This is a genomic window from Sphingomonas sp. GW822-FHT03G08, assembly GCF_058801135.1.
In genome coordinates this window covers 1,311,275-1,325,302 of record NZ_JBXAMZ010000001.1, presented here as the reverse complement: position 1 = coordinate 1,325,302, position 14,028 = coordinate 1,311,275, and the positions used below count along the sequence as shown (strand labels likewise).

Below are 14,028 nucleotides of genomic sequence, written 5' to 3'. Positions count from 1 at the left end.
CGCCATGGGCTTGTAATTGCTTCCATTGTCATGGAATAACATATCGAAGGAGAGGCGGTCGGAGCAACCGATGCTGCGGGAATTGGCGGCCGATTGGACGCGGCCGGGGATGCTGGTGCCGACCTTGTGCGCATTGGCGCTGATGGCGGGCATCCTGGTGGCCGGCCGGGAGCCCGCGCGGACGCCGCCGCCCCCACTCGCCTTTGCCGGGCTGCCGGTGAGCGGAAACGCGGAAGGTGCGCGAAGGGCGGGCTTCACCCGCTGCGTGCGCATCGATGCGTTCCGCCTGCGCTGCCGGCGCGAACCGGTGATGCTGTTCGGCGAGGGCCCCTATGAAGCGGCGGTCGACCTGATCGGGAGCAAGGGGCAGGGCGGCTTCGCCTATCTCACCCTGTGGAAGAACGGGCATCAGGAAGCCGTGTACAAGCTGGTCGAGGCGTTGCAGCGGCAGGGCTGGCGGCATTGCGAGACCGGCAATGGGCGCTGGGGCGACCAGGATATCTATACCCATCCAGGTGCGCCGGTGCGCGTGTCGATGGACCTGAGCTATTACGGCAAGCGCCGGGTGCGGTTCCTGCCGCTGTCCAGCCCGGAACGAAGCTGCACGCCCTGGCATTGAGGGCTTTGCTTTCCGTCCCTTAGGCAGCAGAGTGAAGAGATGAAGCGAAGCACTGCCATTTCCATTGCCTCGGGCGTCGCGGTTGCGGCGATCGGCGGCATCTTCCTCTATTCGCGCGCCACGCGCCCGCCGGTGATCAACAAGAAGGTGCCGGAGCCGGCAAAGCCGGTCGATCTGACACGCTATCTCGGCAAATGGTACGAGCTCGCCCGGCACGAGAACCGCTTCGAGAAGGGGCTCGACGCGGTGACGGCGGAATATGCGCTGCTCGACGACGGCAAGGTCAGCGTGACCAACAGCGGCACGCACAACTGGCCGGACGGCGACCGCAGCGTTTCGGAAGGCAAGGCGATCGTCGCGGACGAGGAGACCGGGGCGAAGCTCAAGGTCTCGTTCTTCGGGCCGCTCTACACCGGCGACTACTGGGTGCTCGATCATGACGACGACTACACCTGGTCGATCGTCGGGGAACCGAGCGGGCGGTATTTGTGGGTGCTGTGCCGTGACGCAGTGCCCTCGGCGGCGCTGGCGCAGACGGTGATGAAGCGGGTCGAGGCGCTGGGCTATGACCGCTGGGCGCTCAGGATCACGCGGCAGGGGTGAGGGCACCGGCAGGTTGCCTCATTTCTTCATCGTCATCCCCGCGAAGGCGGGGATCTATTCTGGCTGGCTGTAGTGAGTCTCATTGTCACTAGCGCCAATGGATCCCCGCCTTCGCGGGGATGACGGTCGTGGTTCAATCGCTGGCGCCAACCTTAGCGCCTTCCGCTCCCTCACTGCTTGAGGCATAGGAGCGCCCGGGAGGGACGTGTTCCAATGACTTTGACCGGGCTCGACATCATCGTGCTGCTCGCCATCGGCGGTGCCGCCGTGCTGGGTTTCCTGCGCGGGTTCGTCACCGAGGTGCTGGCGCTGGTCGCCTGGCTGCTGATCGTGCTGGCGCTCAAGCTGTTCCACACGCCGCTCGCCGCCGCGCTGGCGGGCGTGGTGGGGACCGACCAGGGTGGCGCGGTGCTCGCCTTCGTGCTCCTGACCGGCGTGACCTATTTCGGCGGGCGGCTGCTCGCCCGGGCGATCGGATCGCGGACGCGGGAAAGCTTCCTTGGCCCGATCGACCGCGCGCTCGGCCTCGGCTTCGGCGCCTTGAAGGGGCTTATCCTGGTGAGCATCGGTTTCCTGCTGATCGTGCTGCTGTTCGACACGGTGAGCGGCGGCCCGGCCAACCGACCGCAATGGATCACGAAGTCGACCACCTATCCGCTGCTCAACGCGACCAGCGCGAGCATCGCCGATTTCGTCGACCGCCGCCGCAAGGGCGAGCCGGTGTTCGGCGACGACGAAGGCAATGGCAGCATCGCCAATCGCGCCGAGACAAATTCTACCCGATAGGGGGTCGCGCATCGCGGCCCGGTCCCCTAAGTCGGGAGCGGAATGAACGCGCCGCTCTACAACACCGAAATCCTGCGCCTGGCGGCTTCCGTGCCGTTCGAGACGCGGCTGGAACGGGCGATGGCCTCTTCCGAGAAGCGATCCCCGGTTTGCGGGAGCCGCATCACCGTTGACGTGAACCTCGACGAGGCGGGCCGGGTGGCCGCGCTCGGCATGGTGGTGCGTGCCTGCGCGCTCGGCCAGGCATCGGCGGCGCTGATGGAGGCGCATGCGGTGGGTCGATCGCTGGACGAGCTGGATGCGGCCCGTGACGACCTCACCGCCTGGCTCGCCGGCGAACGGGCGACCCCGCCCGACTGGCCCGGGCTCGACCTGTTCACGCCCGCGCTCGAGCATCGCGGCCGCCATGCCGCGATCCGGCTCGCCTTCGAGGCGGTAGCCGAAGCCACGCGGAAGGCGCAGGGCTGATGGATCACGCCGAGACCTCGCTGCTGGGCGAATATGTTCCGCTGCTCGGCTTTGCGCTGCTGTTCGTGCTGGTGTTCCGCCGGCTCGGGCTGGGTGCGACTTTGGGCTATCTCGTTGCCGGCGCGATCGTCGGCCCGCAGGTGCTGGGGCTGGTCGGCGATGCCGAGGGCAAGCTGGGCATCGCGGAGCTCGGTATCGCGTTCCTGCTGTTCCTGGTCGGTCTGGAGCTGAGCCCGGGGCGGCTGTGGCGGATGCGGCGCGATATTTTCGGGCTCGGCCTGCTTCAGGTGACGATCTGCGGATTGATTGTAGCCGCCATGGTGTGGTTCGCGACCGGCAGCTCGATCGGCGCCGCATTGGCGCTCGGCCTGCCGCTGGCGCTGTCCTCGACCGCGCAGGTGCTGCCGCTGCTGCAATCGGCGGGGCGACTGCGCACGCCGCTGGGCGAGCGCGCCTTTGCGATCCTGCTGTTCCAGGACCTTTCGATCGTGCCGCTGATCACGATCATCGCCGCGCTCTCGCGCAATCCGGCGGACCAGCATGGCGCGCCGGGCTGGATGCTCGGCCTGTTCACGGTGGCGGCGATCGTCGGGCTCGTCCTGGCCGGCCGCTATCTGCTGCGTCCGCTGTTCCGGCTGATCGGCAATCTCGGCGAGCGCGAGATGTTCATCTTCGCCGGGCTGTTCACGGTGATCGCGGTGGCCGCGATCATGCAGCGGCTGGGACTGTCGCCGGCGCTGGGCGCGTTCATCGCCGGCGTGATGCTGGCGGACTCGCCCTATCGGCACGAGCTGGAGGCCGATGTCGAGCCGTTCCGATCGATCCTGCTCGGCCTGTTCTTCCTTGCCGTGGGCATGACGCTCAACCTGCACGCGATCGCCGAGCGGCCCTTCTTCGTGATCGGCATGGCGCTGGCACTGATCGCCGCCAAGGCCGCGATCATCATGGGGCTGGGGATGCTGTTCGGCATGCCGCGGCGCCAGGCCTTTGCCTTGGGCGTGCTGCTCAGCCAGGGCGGCGAATTCGGCTTCGTGCTGTTCGCCCAGGCGCAGTCGGCGATGCTGATCGAGGGGCAGGCGGCGAGCATCTTCGGCGCGATCGTCACCCTGTCGATGGCGACCACGCCATTCCTGATGATGGCGACCAAGCGGCTGCGCACCGAGCCGGCGCCGAGCGCGGCGGGGCTCGACCTGCCGCGGCACGAGGGATCGAACGCGGTGGTGGTCGGCTATGGCCGGTTCGGGCAGACGGTGGCGCAGATGTTGCTGTCGCAGGACATCCCCGTCACCATCATCGATACCGATGTCGAGATGATCCAGACCGCCAACGACTTCGGCATGAAGGTCTATTATGGCGACGGCCTGCGTATCGACATGCTGCGCCAGGCGGGCGCCGCCGAGGCCGAGCTGGTGATGTTCTGCAACGACGGCGACAAGATCGACACCGAGTTCCTGGAAGCCGTGCACTATGCCTTCCCCAAGGCGACAGTGTTCGTCCGTGCCTATGACCGGCGCAGCGTCATCAAGATGAAGGGCGCGCCGGTGGGCGGCGTGGTCCGCGAAGTGCTGGAGAGCGCGGTGATGATGGCGCGCCAGGCGATGCAGGCGGTGGGTGTCGACCAGCGTGAGATCGACAAGACCGAGGCGGAGTATCGCAAGCGCGACAATGCCCGGCTCGACGTGCAGCGCGAGACCGGCGACCTGCGTGCCGGGATCGACGGGATGATCACCCATGCCAGCCGGGCGGCGGCGATCGAAGTGGACCTGGAGAGCTCGGGGTGACGAACATGCGGATCGTGGCGGTGCTGGCGGCGCTTTCGGGCGCTGTTGCGGTGGCGGCAGGCGCGTTCGCCGCGCATGGCGCGAGCGGGCAGGCGGCGGAATGGCTCAAGACCGGTGCGCATTACCAGCTGATCCACGCCGTCGCGGCGCTGGTCGCGCTGCGGATGGGCGAGCGGATCTCGCCCTGGCTGTTCGTGGGCGGCGGGGCGCTGTTCGCCGGGACGCTCTATGCGATGGCATTCGGCGCGCCGCGCTGGTTCGGCGCGATCACGCCGATCGGCGGGGTGGCGCTGATCGCCGGCTGGCTGTGCCTGGCGCTAGGCGCGTGGAAGCGGGCGGCCTGAGCGTCGCCGATTTCATCCGGGAGCGGCTGCCGCTGCTGCCCGTGCCCGGCATCCCCGAGATAATGCTGCACAAGGCGGTCCCGGCCAGCGGGCTGGGGCGGCTGGCTGCGCGGGACGACGCGTTCGGATCGCCCTATTGGGCCTATTACTGGCTCGGCGGGCTGGCGCTGGCGCGGTTCGTGCTGGACCGGCCGGAGACCGTGGCCGGGCGGCGGGTGCTGGACCTGGGCTGCGGATCGGGGCTGGTCGCGATCGCGGCGGCGAAGGTTGGCGCGGCTTCGGTGCGGGCGGTGGATGTGGATCGCTATGCGGTAGCTGCGACGCAGGTGAATGCGGCTGCGAACGGCGTGGTGGTCGAGGTGGCGCTGGGCGACCTTACCGATGGGCCGGTGCCCGATGTTGACCTGATCCTGGCAGGGGATGTGTTCTACGATCCCGCGCCCGCCGCTCGGGTCATGCCGTTCCTGGCGCGGTGCCGGGCGGCGGGAGTCGAGGTGCTGGTCGGCGATCCGCGGCGGGCACCGTTGCCGGTGGAACGGTTGCGGGTGCTGGCGGAGTATGCGTTCGCCGAGACGGATAGCGGGGTTATGCGGGCCAGCGAGGTTTTTGCGTTCGATTGAGCCAAACCGTCATGCTGAACTTGTTTCAGCATCCAACTCTCCACCGGCGATACCGCTTGAGGCGCGTTGGACCCTGAAACAAGTTCAGGGTGACAGTTTGGTTTGGGTAGGCCGCTGGCGTCAGTCGTTGGCCCCCACGATCTTCGCCACGCCGGCGGCTGCGTTCGGGTGATACCCGGCCTTCGCGCCCTCGTAGAAGCGCAGCGCGATCGGCTTGCCCCAGTCGCCCTGCGCCATCAGGTCCTTGTAGATCGGGTAGATCAGCAGGCCGCGGCCGACGCGCTTCACGAATGCCTCGATGCTGGGCAGCGCCGGTTCGTAGCGGTTGGCGATCGCCAGTTCGGCCCAGGCCGAGCGGACATAGGCGTTGTTCGATGCCGACAGGCCGAGCGTCTCGTCCAGTTCCTTGAGGCGCGCGGGCGTCTGCTGACGGGGCAGGCCGTTGAGGAAGCGCAGCCATTGCTGGGTCGCCCAGCCGGTCGGCTGGACCGCGCTCGCCGGGCCGCCAGCGTTGAACGCGGCGAGCTTGGCGTCGACCGCCGCCAGCGTCGCCGACGTGACGTGCACGGCATTGTCGGGCAGGCCGGCCTGATAGGCCCAGCGATCGAGCTCGAGCTTCGCCTCAAGCGCCTTGTCGCCCTTGATCAGGTTGGCGCGCAGGTCCGCCAGGAAGCCGGCGGTGGTCTGTGGCTGGAAGGCGTGACGATCGAAATAGGAGCGCAGATAGGCGTCCCACTTCGCCCGGCCCACCGCCGCCTCGATCGTGCGCAGGAAGGTCGAGCCCTTGAAATAATCGAGCTGGCCGAAGGTCGCGCCGGGCTCGCCGTGCAGGCGGGTGGTCGGTGCATCCTGGCCGCCGGCGTTCTTGATGTCGCGCACCAGCCCGTCCCAGTCGAGGTCCGAGTACATGGCGGCGCGCTCCTTGCCGTAGACCGCCTCCATGATCCGGTTCTCGAAATAGGTCGTGAAGCCCTCGTTGAGCCAGGAGTCCGACCAGGTCGCGTTGGTGACGAGATTGCCCGACCAGCTATGCGCCAGCTCATGCGCGACGACGTCGGTGTTCGAGCGATCGCCGGTGATGATCGTCGGCGTCAGGAAGGTTAGGGTGGGGTTCTCCATGCCGCCGTACGGGAAGCTCGGCGGCAGCACGAGCATGTCGTAGCGACCCCAGCGATAGGGGCCGTAGAGTGCCTGGGCGGCATCGATCATCTTCTCGACATCGGCGACTTCGTGCGCGGCGGCATCAAGCTGACTCGGCTCGGCCCAGACACCGGAGCGCGGACCCGTCGCCTTGAAGGCGAGGTCGCCCACGGCGAAGGCGATCAGATAGGGTGGCACCGGCCGGTCCATCTTGAAGCGGAACTGGCGCTTCTGGTGCGGGACCAGCGTGCCGGTGGCGCCGTCGAGCCGATCGCCGCTCATCACCGCGACGAAGCCGTCGGGCACGGTGAGCGTGGCGGACCAGGTCTGGCGGATGCCGGGGCTGTCCTGGGTGGGAATCCAGCTGCGATTGTTGATCGGCTGGCCCTGGCTGAACAGGTACGGCATCTTCTTGCCTGCGGTCAGCTCGGGCGGGAGCCAGCCGAGCGCGCTGGCGCCGGGCTTGGTCCTGTAGCGGATCAGGATCTGCTTGTTGCCCTCGAGCTGTACGGTGAGCGCCGAGCCGAGGCCCGTCTCGGTTTCGCGCGGGCCGATGGTGAAGGGCAGAACCTTGCCCTTGGGGCAGGTGACGCTCTCGATCATCAGGTCGTCGACGTCGAGCACGATCTCCTTCGCGCCCTTGGCCGCCAGCACGTTGAGCGTCGCGACGCCCGACAATGTCTTACTGGCGAAGTCGACGTCGAGGTTGAGGTCGACATGGGTGACGCGCGCCACTTCGGGCTGGGCGTGTGTCCATACGTCCTTCGCCTCGGGCGTGGTCAGGATCGGGGCGGGCTTGCCGGTCTGGGCGGCGGCGGGGGCGGCGATCAGCATCGCGGCGGCAACGGGAGCAAGGATGCGCATGGCCGCGTGCTAAGCGGATCGCGGCTGAACGGCAACTGAGTGGAGACGATGCCGGCCCGGCCATAGACGAAGGCGACCTTCGCCAAGGTCACTGATCGAGCATCTCCCGCACCTTGGCGGCGAGGTCGGTATAGGTGAAGGGCTTGGGGAGGAGCTGCACGCCCGGATCGAGCCGGCCGTGATGGACGATCGTGTTGCGGGCATAGCCGGTGGTGAAGAGGACCTTGAGCGCGGGGCGCTTTTCCTGCGCTTCGGCGGCCAGCATCGCGCCGGTCATCCCGCGCGGCAGGACGACATCGGTGAAGAGCAGGTCGATCGGGCCCTGCTCCGCATCGAGCGCGGCAAGCGTGGCGGGGCCGTCACCGGCTTCGATTACCCGGTACCCCAGCTCGCGCAGCACCTCGACCGTGTAGGCGCGGACATCGTCATTGTCCTCGCACACGAGGATTGTCTCATGGACCTTGCCCTGGGGCGCGATCTCTGCGGCGGGGGCTTCGGGCGCATGGGCCTGGCCGTGATAGCGGGGCAGATAGATCTTCACCGTGGTGCCGTGGCCTGGCTCCGAATAGATGCGGACATGGCCGCCGGACTGGCGGATGAAGCCATAGACCATCGACAGGCCCAGCCCGGTGCCGCGGCCGACTTCCTTGGTGGTGAAGAAGGGCTCGAAGGCGTGGGCGAGCGTGTCCGCATCCATGCCGGTGCCGGTGTCGGACACGCAGATCACGACATATTGGCCGGGCGCCACTTCGCTGTCGCGGGCGGCATAATGGGCGTCGAGATGGGTGTTGGCGGTCTCGATGGTGAGCTTGCCGCCCTCGGGCATCGCGTCGCGCGCGTTGATAGCCAGGTTGAGCAGCGCGTTCTCGAGCTGGTTGGCGTCGATCTCGACCGGCCAGGCCCGGACATCGGGCGCGAACGCCACCTCGATCGTCTCGCCCAGACTGCGATGGAGCATGTCGGACATGCCGGAGATCAGCCGGTTGGGATCGACGCGCTCGGGCGCGAGCGGCTGGCGGCGGGAGAAGGCGAGCAGGCGCTGGGTCAGCATGGCCGCGCGCTGCGCGCCCTGCATCGCCGCGTCGGCCGCGCGCGCGAGGCGGGGCTGCTCGGGCGACAGGTTGCGCTGCAGGATATCGAGATTGCCCGTGACGACCTGGAGCAGGTTGTTGAAATCATGCGCCACGCCGCCCGTGAGCTGCCCGACCGTCTCCATCTTCTGGGCCTGGCGCAACGCCGCCTCCGCGGTCTCGAGCGCTTCTGCCGCTTCGCGTTCGGCGGTGATGTCGCGCGCGACGCAGTAGAGCAGGTTGCCTTCGGGCGCGCTCGTCCAGCTGAACCAGCGATACTCGCCGTCCTTGCCGCGCAGGCGGTTCTCGAAGCGCCAGGTCGGCTCGCCCTGCTGGAGTTTGGCAAGCTCGGCGCGGGTGCGCTCCAGATCGTCGGGGTGCTCGATCCATTCGGAGGTGCGGCCGGTCAGTTCCGCCTCGCTCCAGCCCAGTATCTCGGTCCAGGCCGGGCTGGCGTTGCGCCAGATACCCTGGCTGTCCGCGATCAGGAACGGGTCACGGGCGAGCGTCCAGAGCCGTGCGCGATCGGCCAGCGCTTCGCGCTCGGAAAGTACCCGGCCGGTCGTCTCGCTGACGATGCAGAGCACGCCGCCGACCGATCCGTCATCGTCGAACACCGGGGAATAGCTGACGTCGAAATAGACGGTCTCGCCGCGCCCCTGGTCGCGCTCGATGTAGAAGGGGCGGTCCTTCGCCCAGAAAGTCTCGCCGGTATCGCGAACGCCCTGGAGCAGGGGGCCGAGATCGTCCCACAGCTCACCCCACCAGATCCGCGCCGACTGGCCCAGCGCATGGGGGTGCTTGTCGCCGATCGTCGGGGCATAGGCATCATTGTACAGCGCGCAGAAATCCGGACCCCAGAACATGACGATCTCGGCACGGGCGGGCAGCATCATGCGTACGGCGGAAGTAAGCGCGTTCGACCAGGTGGAGACCGGGCCGAGCGGCGATTCGGTGCCGATGGCGGCAGTCAGGCGGCCCAGCTCCCCGAGCTTTTCGAAACTGTTCGTCTGGAAGATCGCCGTGGCCATCCGCGTCCCGAGGGTTGGTCTCGTTGCGCAGGCGAAATCTGCCCGCTTGCCAACTCAACGCGGCAGAGGGCGATCAGGTCCCGGGAAAGCTGGGGATCAGTGGCAGAGCGTGGAAAGCGCGGTGCGGTAGCTGCGGCCGAGCGGCACGATCTCGCCGCAGCGCAGCTGCACCGCCGGACGGCCACCGGCCTCGCGATAGACTTGCGAGACATGGCCACGGTTGACGACGACCTGGCGATGTACGCGGACAAAGCCGAGCGCCGCGAAGCGCTCGGCGAGTTCGGAGAGCGGCGCGCGAACGAGATGGACGCGCCCATGCGCGATGATCTCGCTGTAATTGCCGGCCGAACGGATCTGGGCGACATCGCAGGCACGCACGCGCAGGAACGGCGCCTCGGGCAGGTCGAGCCAGTCCTCCGCGCTGGGTGGCGCTAGCAGGATCGGTTCGATCGGCTGCTCATCCTCATTCTCGAGCATGCGGCGATTGGCGAGGTGGCGACCCCAGGCCATCAGCGTGAGCAGCGCGGTCGAGCCGAGGATCGCCGAGCGCGGCAGGCACGTGACCAGCGGCGCGGGCAGGGCCGGGCCGCCGGGGCCGCACAGCTGATAGGGCGAGATGGCGAAGGCGAAGCGCGAGGCGGCAAGCTCGGCCAGGGTGACCGGGACAAAGGCCAGTGCGCCGAGCAGCAACGGTGAATGGCGGGGCGATTGGAGCAGCTCCTGCACCGGCTTGCGGCAGGCCCAGGCGATGCTGAGCATCGCACCCCAGACAAGGATTCGCGCCAGCCGCGCCTCATCGGGATGCTCGGTGGAGAAGCGATCGGCACCCGTTTCCAGTCCGCCCATGCCGAAGCCCAGCAGGAAGGCGAACAGCGCCAGCGCCGCCGCTACACTGAGCGGGACCCGAATGTCCCAGATCGACTCGCCGGCCGCCCTCTCCATACACGCAGGATAACCCGCGAACGCGCGCGCGCGAACTGCCGTTCGTCACACCGGCAATGCATTCGTCCCAGCACGCTCTCCCGCTCCTTCGATCGGCGGCAGATCGGCGCCGACAGGGGGTGTCAGGGAAGAGGGTAAGTCATGCGTCATTCGTTGTTCTGCCTGTCGGTACTCGCCGTACCGACCGCCCATGCCCAGACCGCGCGGGCGCCGCAGTCGCCGGCCAACGGCGATGTTGTGCGCGCCGCCGACGATGCGTTCGGCAGGCGCGTGGGGATCGAGGAAGTCGGGCTCTATTCGGAAGGCGAGGTGCGCGGCTTCGACCTGCAGGCGGCGGGGAACTACCGGATCGAGGACCATTATTATGTCCGCGTCGCCGGCATGCTCCAGCCGTTGAACGGCGGCACCGCGATCCGGGTCGGCGCCAATGGCCTGCGCACCGATTTCGCCGCCCCTTCGGGCGTGGTGCAATATACGCTGCCGGCGGGCGGCGCGGGCGCCCGGGCCTCGCTCGAGGCCGGGTGGTGGGGCGGTTCGGGGCCGGTGGCAATGCTGCGCGGAGCGGCGGGGACGGCGGAAGGCGAGCTGTCGGTGGCGGGCGGCCTGCAGCTCAGTCTAGGCCAGCAATATACCGACGGCACCGCCGGGGACTTCACGGCAGCGGGGCTTGTACCGCGCTGGTCGCCGGCGCCGGGCGTGCAGATCACCGGCCTGTGGAGCCACAACTGGTTCCCGCGCGAGGGCGATACCTTCTTCGCCAATCCGGCCGGTGCGCCGGACCAGGTGAAGCGCTGGACCAACCGCACGCAAAGCTGGATGCGCGGTTATAACGAGTCCGACTTGCTCGGTGCCTTTGCCGATGTGGATACCGGCGAGGGCTGGACCTTCGGGGCCTCGCTGTTTCGCAACGCGCTTCCCTACACCCGCAGCGTGTTCAATCTGCTGCGTTTCACCGGCAATGACCGCGAGGCTACCCAGAGCGGGCTGGTGTTCGGCGCCGAGAATCGCCGGTCGATTTCCGGCGAGGTGACCGCGGCCAAGCAGTTCCGGACGGGCAATCTCACGCACCGGATCATCGCCATGGCTCGCCGCCGGGATTCGATGGTGGAGAGCGATCCCGGTGTGGCCTACACGCTCGGCACCTATGCCGATGTGAACGATATTCCCGAGGTTGCGGCACCGGCGGTTTCGCGCGGCGCGGCGCGGATGCGGGACGATGTCGGGCAATGGACCGGCGGGCTTGGCTATCGGCTGTCGATCGGGTCGTTCGCCGAATTGCGGCTCGATGCGCAAAGGGTCGACTATGCCAAGCGCGTGCGCGCCGTCGACGGCCGGGTTACCGAACAGGTGACGCGGCCCTGGCTCTATGGCGGATCGCTGTCGGTGGCGATCAGCGATCGGCTAACCGGCTTCGCCAGCTACGCGCGCGGGCTGGAGGAAGCGGGCGTCGCGCCGGCCAATGCCAGCAATCGCGGTGCGGTGCTGCCCGCCGCCATCTCGCGCCAGGCCGAGCTGGGAGTGAAATATGGCTTCACGGGCGGCCCGACGCTGATCGCTGGGTTGTTCGACCTGTCCAAGCCGACCCCCGGCATCGATGCGGCGGGCGCGTTCGACTTTGTCGGGAAGGTGCGACATCGCGGCGTCGAGCTGTCCCTGGCCGGCCCGCTCACCGCGCGGCTGAGCGCCGTACTGGGGGCGACCTATCTCGATGCGAAGATCGAAGGTGAGCTGGTCGATCGGGGCGTGATCGGCACCCGACCGATCGGGCGACCCGAGGTGACTGCGCTGGCCAACCTGACCTGGCGGGTGCCGGGCATGGAGGGACTGACGGTGGATGGCGGGTTGAATGTACGCGGCGCGCGCTATGCCGATCGTGAGAATCGGGTGGAGCTGCCGGGCTATGCGACCTTCAACCTGGGCCTGCGCCAGGCGTTCGAGCTGGGAGGTCATCCGGTGACACTGCGGGCGCGGGTGACCAACCTCGCCGACAAGTTCGCCTGGAACCCGACCAACTCGGGGCTGATCACGCCGATCGTCCCGCGGACGCTGACGTTGACGCTTACGGGGGAGATTTAGCGCTGGGGCCTACTGCTCCCCGGCGAAAGCCAGGGAAGCTGGAGTTGGGGCTTACCTCGGCTGCGCGTCGAGGAATGCCGCGACCTCGGCGAGATCCACATTCTTGTCGAGGTACGTCTGGCCGATGCCCCGGGCGAGCAGGAAGGGCAGAGTGCCCGCGCTCATCTTCTTGTCGTGGAGCATGTGCTCCACGAGCCGCGCACCGGAGGCGGTGATCCCCGCCGCCTTCAGCCCACCCGGCAGGCCCACCGCGGCCAGGTGCGCGGCAACTCTCTCGGCGTCCTGGCCGGGGCAGATGCCCTGCGCGGCCGAGAAGCCGAAGGCCAGCGCCATGCCGGCGGCGACGCCCTCGCCGTGGAGCAGCTTGTCGGAGAAGCCGGTCTCGGCCTCGAGCGCGTGGCCAAAGGTGTGGCCGAGGTTGAGCAGCGCGCGGGTGCCGGTGGTCTCGCGCTCGTCGGCCGCGACGATGCGGGCCTTGGCGCCGACCGAATGGGCGATGGCATATTCGCGTGCGGCCGGATCACCGGCCATCAGCGCGGTGGCATTGGCCTCGCACCATTCGAAAAAGGCGAAATCGTCGATCAGCCCGTATTTCACGACTTCTGCATAGCCGGCGCGGAGATCGCGGGCGGGCAGCGTGTCGAGCACCTGCGGATCGATCAGTACCACGCTCGGCTGGTGGAAGGCACCGACCAGGTTCTTGCCGGCACGCGTGTTGATCGCGGTCTTGCCGCCGACCGAGCTGTCGACCTGGGCGAGCAAAGTGGTGGGGATCTGGACGAAGTTGCAGCCGCGCTTGAGCACCGAAGTCGCGAAGCCGACCAGGTCGCCGATCACGCCGCCGCCGAGCGCGATCACATGGTCGCTGCGCTCGATGCCGAGCTCGAGCAACCGGTCGAGCAGCGCTTCGAGCTGGCCCCAGCTCTTGGTGCCTTCGCCCGGGGGCAGGATGATCGCTTCGCTCGGACCCAGGCTTGCCTGTAGCGTAGCGAGGTGCGGGCGGACATTCTCGTCGGTGACGATCACCCAGCGCCGGCCCTTGTAGAAGGGCGCGAGTGCTTCGCCGGCGCGGGCGAGGAGCCCCGCCTCGATGCGGACGTCATAGCTGCGGTCGCCAAGCGCGACGGGAACGATTGTCACGGATTCAGGGCCTTCAGGATCGCGTCGACGGTGGTGTCGTGCGGCGCTGCTATGCTGGGCACCCGGATCGGCGCAAGCGCGTAATAGGGATTGCGCAGCGCGGCGAGCTCGGTGAGCACCACTTCGGGATCGCGGCCGCGCAGCAGCGGGCGGGTGTCGCGGCGGCGCACCCGGTCGGCCAGCACCGCCGGTTCGGCATCGAGCCATACCGCGATCGCCTGATCGAGGATCAGCGCGCGGGTATGCTCGTTCATGAAGGCGCCGCCGCCGGTCGCGATGATCTTGGGCGCGCCATCGACCAGCCGGGCGATCACCCGCCGTTCCCCGTCGCGGAAATGCGCCTCGCCGAAACGCTCGAAGATATCGGCAACGGTCATCCCCGCCGCCGCTTCGATCTCATGGTCGGCGTCGACAAAGGGCAGGCGCATGCGCTGCGCCAGGCGCCGGCCGACCGTGGTCTTGCCCGCACCCATCAGGCCGATCAGCACGATCGCCTTGCCCGTCCACCCGGTATTCACGGCCTGTGTTTGTAACATGTTCGGAA

General features: G+C 68.1%; 13 protein-coding genes. 8 read left to right on the top strand and 5 right to left on the bottom strand.

Annotated elements, in window-relative coordinates; genetic code table 11:
* Positions 1-70: 70 nt before the first annotated feature.
* The 7 genes from AC1RJ5_RS05940 to AC1RJ5_RS05910 all read left to right on the top strand — a co-directional run bounded on the left by AC1RJ5_RS05940 (position 71) and on the right by AC1RJ5_RS05910 (position 5,221).
* A complete protein-coding gene (locus AC1RJ5_RS05940) occupies positions 71-619 on the top strand; it encodes a hypothetical protein (protein ID WP_269574698.1) in 549 nt (182 codons plus the stop codon).
* Between the two features lie 39 nt (positions 620-658).
* Positions 659-1,222, top strand: coding sequence for a lipocalin family protein (locus AC1RJ5_RS05935; protein WP_269574699.1), 564 nt, complete (start codon positions 659-661; stop codon positions 1,220-1,222).
* Between the two features lie 213 nt (positions 1,223-1,435).
* Positions 1,436-2,008: a CvpA family protein gene (locus AC1RJ5_RS05930; RefSeq protein ID WP_269574700.1), complete on the top strand. Its 573-nt coding sequence runs from the start codon at positions 1,436-1,438 to the stop codon at positions 2,006-2,008.
* Positions 2,009-2,050: 42 nt separating this feature from the next.
* Positions 2,051-2,476: an iron-sulfur cluster assembly scaffold protein gene (locus tag AC1RJ5_RS05925; protein WP_493112234.1), complete on the top strand. Its 426-nt coding sequence runs from the start codon at positions 2,051-2,053 to the stop codon at positions 2,474-2,476.
* Positions 2,476-4,257, top strand: coding sequence for a cation:proton antiporter domain-containing protein (locus tag AC1RJ5_RS05920; RefSeq protein WP_269574702.1), 1,782 nt, complete (start codon positions 2,476-2,478; stop codon positions 4,255-4,257). The genes AC1RJ5_RS05925 and AC1RJ5_RS05920 overlap by 1 nt, the downstream gene beginning before the upstream one ends.
* Before the next feature lie 5 nt (positions 4,258-4,262).
* Complete coding sequence (locus tag AC1RJ5_RS05915; RefSeq protein WP_269576588.1) at positions 4,263-4,601, top strand: DUF423 domain-containing protein; 339 nt, start codon at positions 4,263-4,265, stop codon at positions 4,599-4,601.
* On the top strand, positions 4,583-5,221 hold the full coding sequence (locus tag AC1RJ5_RS05910; protein ID WP_269574703.1) for a class I SAM-dependent methyltransferase: 639 nt from the start codon (positions 4,583-4,585) through the stop codon (positions 5,219-5,221). Before AC1RJ5_RS05915 ends, AC1RJ5_RS05910 begins: the two co-directional genes overlap by 19 nt.
* A gap of 120 nt (positions 5,222-5,341) precedes the next feature.
* Here AC1RJ5_RS05910 and AC1RJ5_RS05905 read toward each other — a convergent pair whose 3' ends face one another.
* The 3 genes from AC1RJ5_RS05905 to AC1RJ5_RS05895 all read right to left on the bottom strand — a co-directional run bounded on the left by AC1RJ5_RS05905 (position 5,342) and on the right by AC1RJ5_RS05895 (position 10,268).
* On the bottom strand, positions 5,342-7,225 hold the full coding sequence (locus AC1RJ5_RS05905; RefSeq protein WP_493112231.1) for a M1 family metallopeptidase: 1,884 nt from the start codon (positions 7,223-7,225) through the stop codon (positions 5,342-5,344).
* Between the two features lie 88 nt (positions 7,226-7,313).
* A complete protein-coding gene (locus tag AC1RJ5_RS05900) occupies positions 7,314-9,326 on the bottom strand; it encodes a hybrid sensor histidine kinase/response regulator (protein ID WP_493112229.1) in 2,013 nt (670 codons plus the stop codon).
* A gap of 96 nt (positions 9,327-9,422) precedes the next feature.
* Complete coding sequence (locus AC1RJ5_RS05895) at positions 9,423-10,268, bottom strand: LytTR family DNA-binding domain-containing protein (protein WP_493112227.1); 846 nt, start codon at positions 10,266-10,268, stop codon at positions 9,423-9,425.
* A gap of 141 nt (positions 10,269-10,409) precedes the next feature.
* On the opposite strand from AC1RJ5_RS05895, the gene AC1RJ5_RS05890 reads away from it, so the two are divergent.
* Positions 10,410-12,344, top strand: coding sequence for a TonB-dependent siderophore receptor (locus tag AC1RJ5_RS05890; RefSeq protein ID WP_493112225.1), 1,935 nt, complete (start codon positions 10,410-10,412; stop codon positions 12,342-12,344).
* 51 nt (positions 12,345-12,395) lie between these two features.
* Here AC1RJ5_RS05890 and aroB read toward each other — a convergent pair whose 3' ends face one another.
* The gene (gene aroB / locus AC1RJ5_RS05885) at positions 12,396-13,484 is read right to left on the bottom strand and encodes a 3-dehydroquinate synthase (RefSeq protein WP_342249443.1); all 1,089 of its coding nucleotides are present in this window, start codon (positions 13,482-13,484) and stop codon (positions 12,396-12,398) included.
* Positions 13,481-14,020, bottom strand: a complete 540-nt coding sequence (locus tag AC1RJ5_RS05880; protein ID WP_184167925.1) for a shikimate kinase — start codon at positions 14,018-14,020, stop codon at positions 13,481-13,483. The genes aroB and AC1RJ5_RS05880 overlap by 4 nt, the downstream gene beginning before the upstream one ends.
* Positions 14,021-14,028 lie beyond the last annotated feature (8 nt).

Bases quoted from the DNA above. Each gene is read 5' to 3' on its own strand.
- AC1RJ5_RS05940 (WP_269574698.1), top strand. From the start codon at position 71: ATGCTGCGGGAATTGGCGGCCGATTGGACGCGGCCGGGGATGCTGGTG.
- AC1RJ5_RS05905 (WP_493112231.1), bottom strand. From the start codon at position 7,225: ATGCGCATCCTTGCTCCCGTTGCCGCCGCGATGCTGATCGCCGCCCCC.
- AC1RJ5_RS05890 (WP_493112225.1), top strand. From the start codon at position 10,410: ATGCGTCATTCGTTGTTCTGCCTGTCGGTACTCGCCGTACCGACCGCC.
- AC1RJ5_RS05935 (WP_269574699.1), top strand. From the start codon at position 659: ATGAAGCGAAGCACTGCCATTTCCATTGCCTCGGGCGTCGCGGTTGCG.
- AC1RJ5_RS05930 (WP_269574700.1), top strand. From the start codon at position 1,436: ATGACTTTGACCGGGCTCGACATCATCGTGCTGCTCGCCATCGGCGGT.
- AC1RJ5_RS05880 (WP_184167925.1), bottom strand. From the start codon at position 14,020: ATGTTACAAACACAGGCCGTGAATACCGGGTGGACGGGCAAGGCGATC.
- AC1RJ5_RS05900 (WP_493112229.1), bottom strand. From the start codon at position 9,326: ATGGCCACGGCGATCTTCCAGACGAACAGTTTCGAAAAGCTCGGGGAG.
- AC1RJ5_RS05895 (WP_493112227.1), bottom strand. From the start codon at position 10,268: ATGGAGAGGGCGGCCGGCGAGTCGATCTGGGACATTCGGGTCCCGCTC.
- AC1RJ5_RS05925 (WP_493112234.1), top strand. From the start codon at position 2,051: ATGAACGCGCCGCTCTACAACACCGAAATCCTGCGCCTGGCGGCTTCC.
- AC1RJ5_RS05915 (WP_269576588.1), top strand. From the start codon at position 4,263: ATGCGGATCGTGGCGGTGCTGGCGGCGCTTTCGGGCGCTGTTGCGGTG.
- AC1RJ5_RS05920 (WP_269574702.1), top strand. From the start codon at position 2,476: ATGGATCACGCCGAGACCTCGCTGCTGGGCGAATATGTTCCGCTGCTC.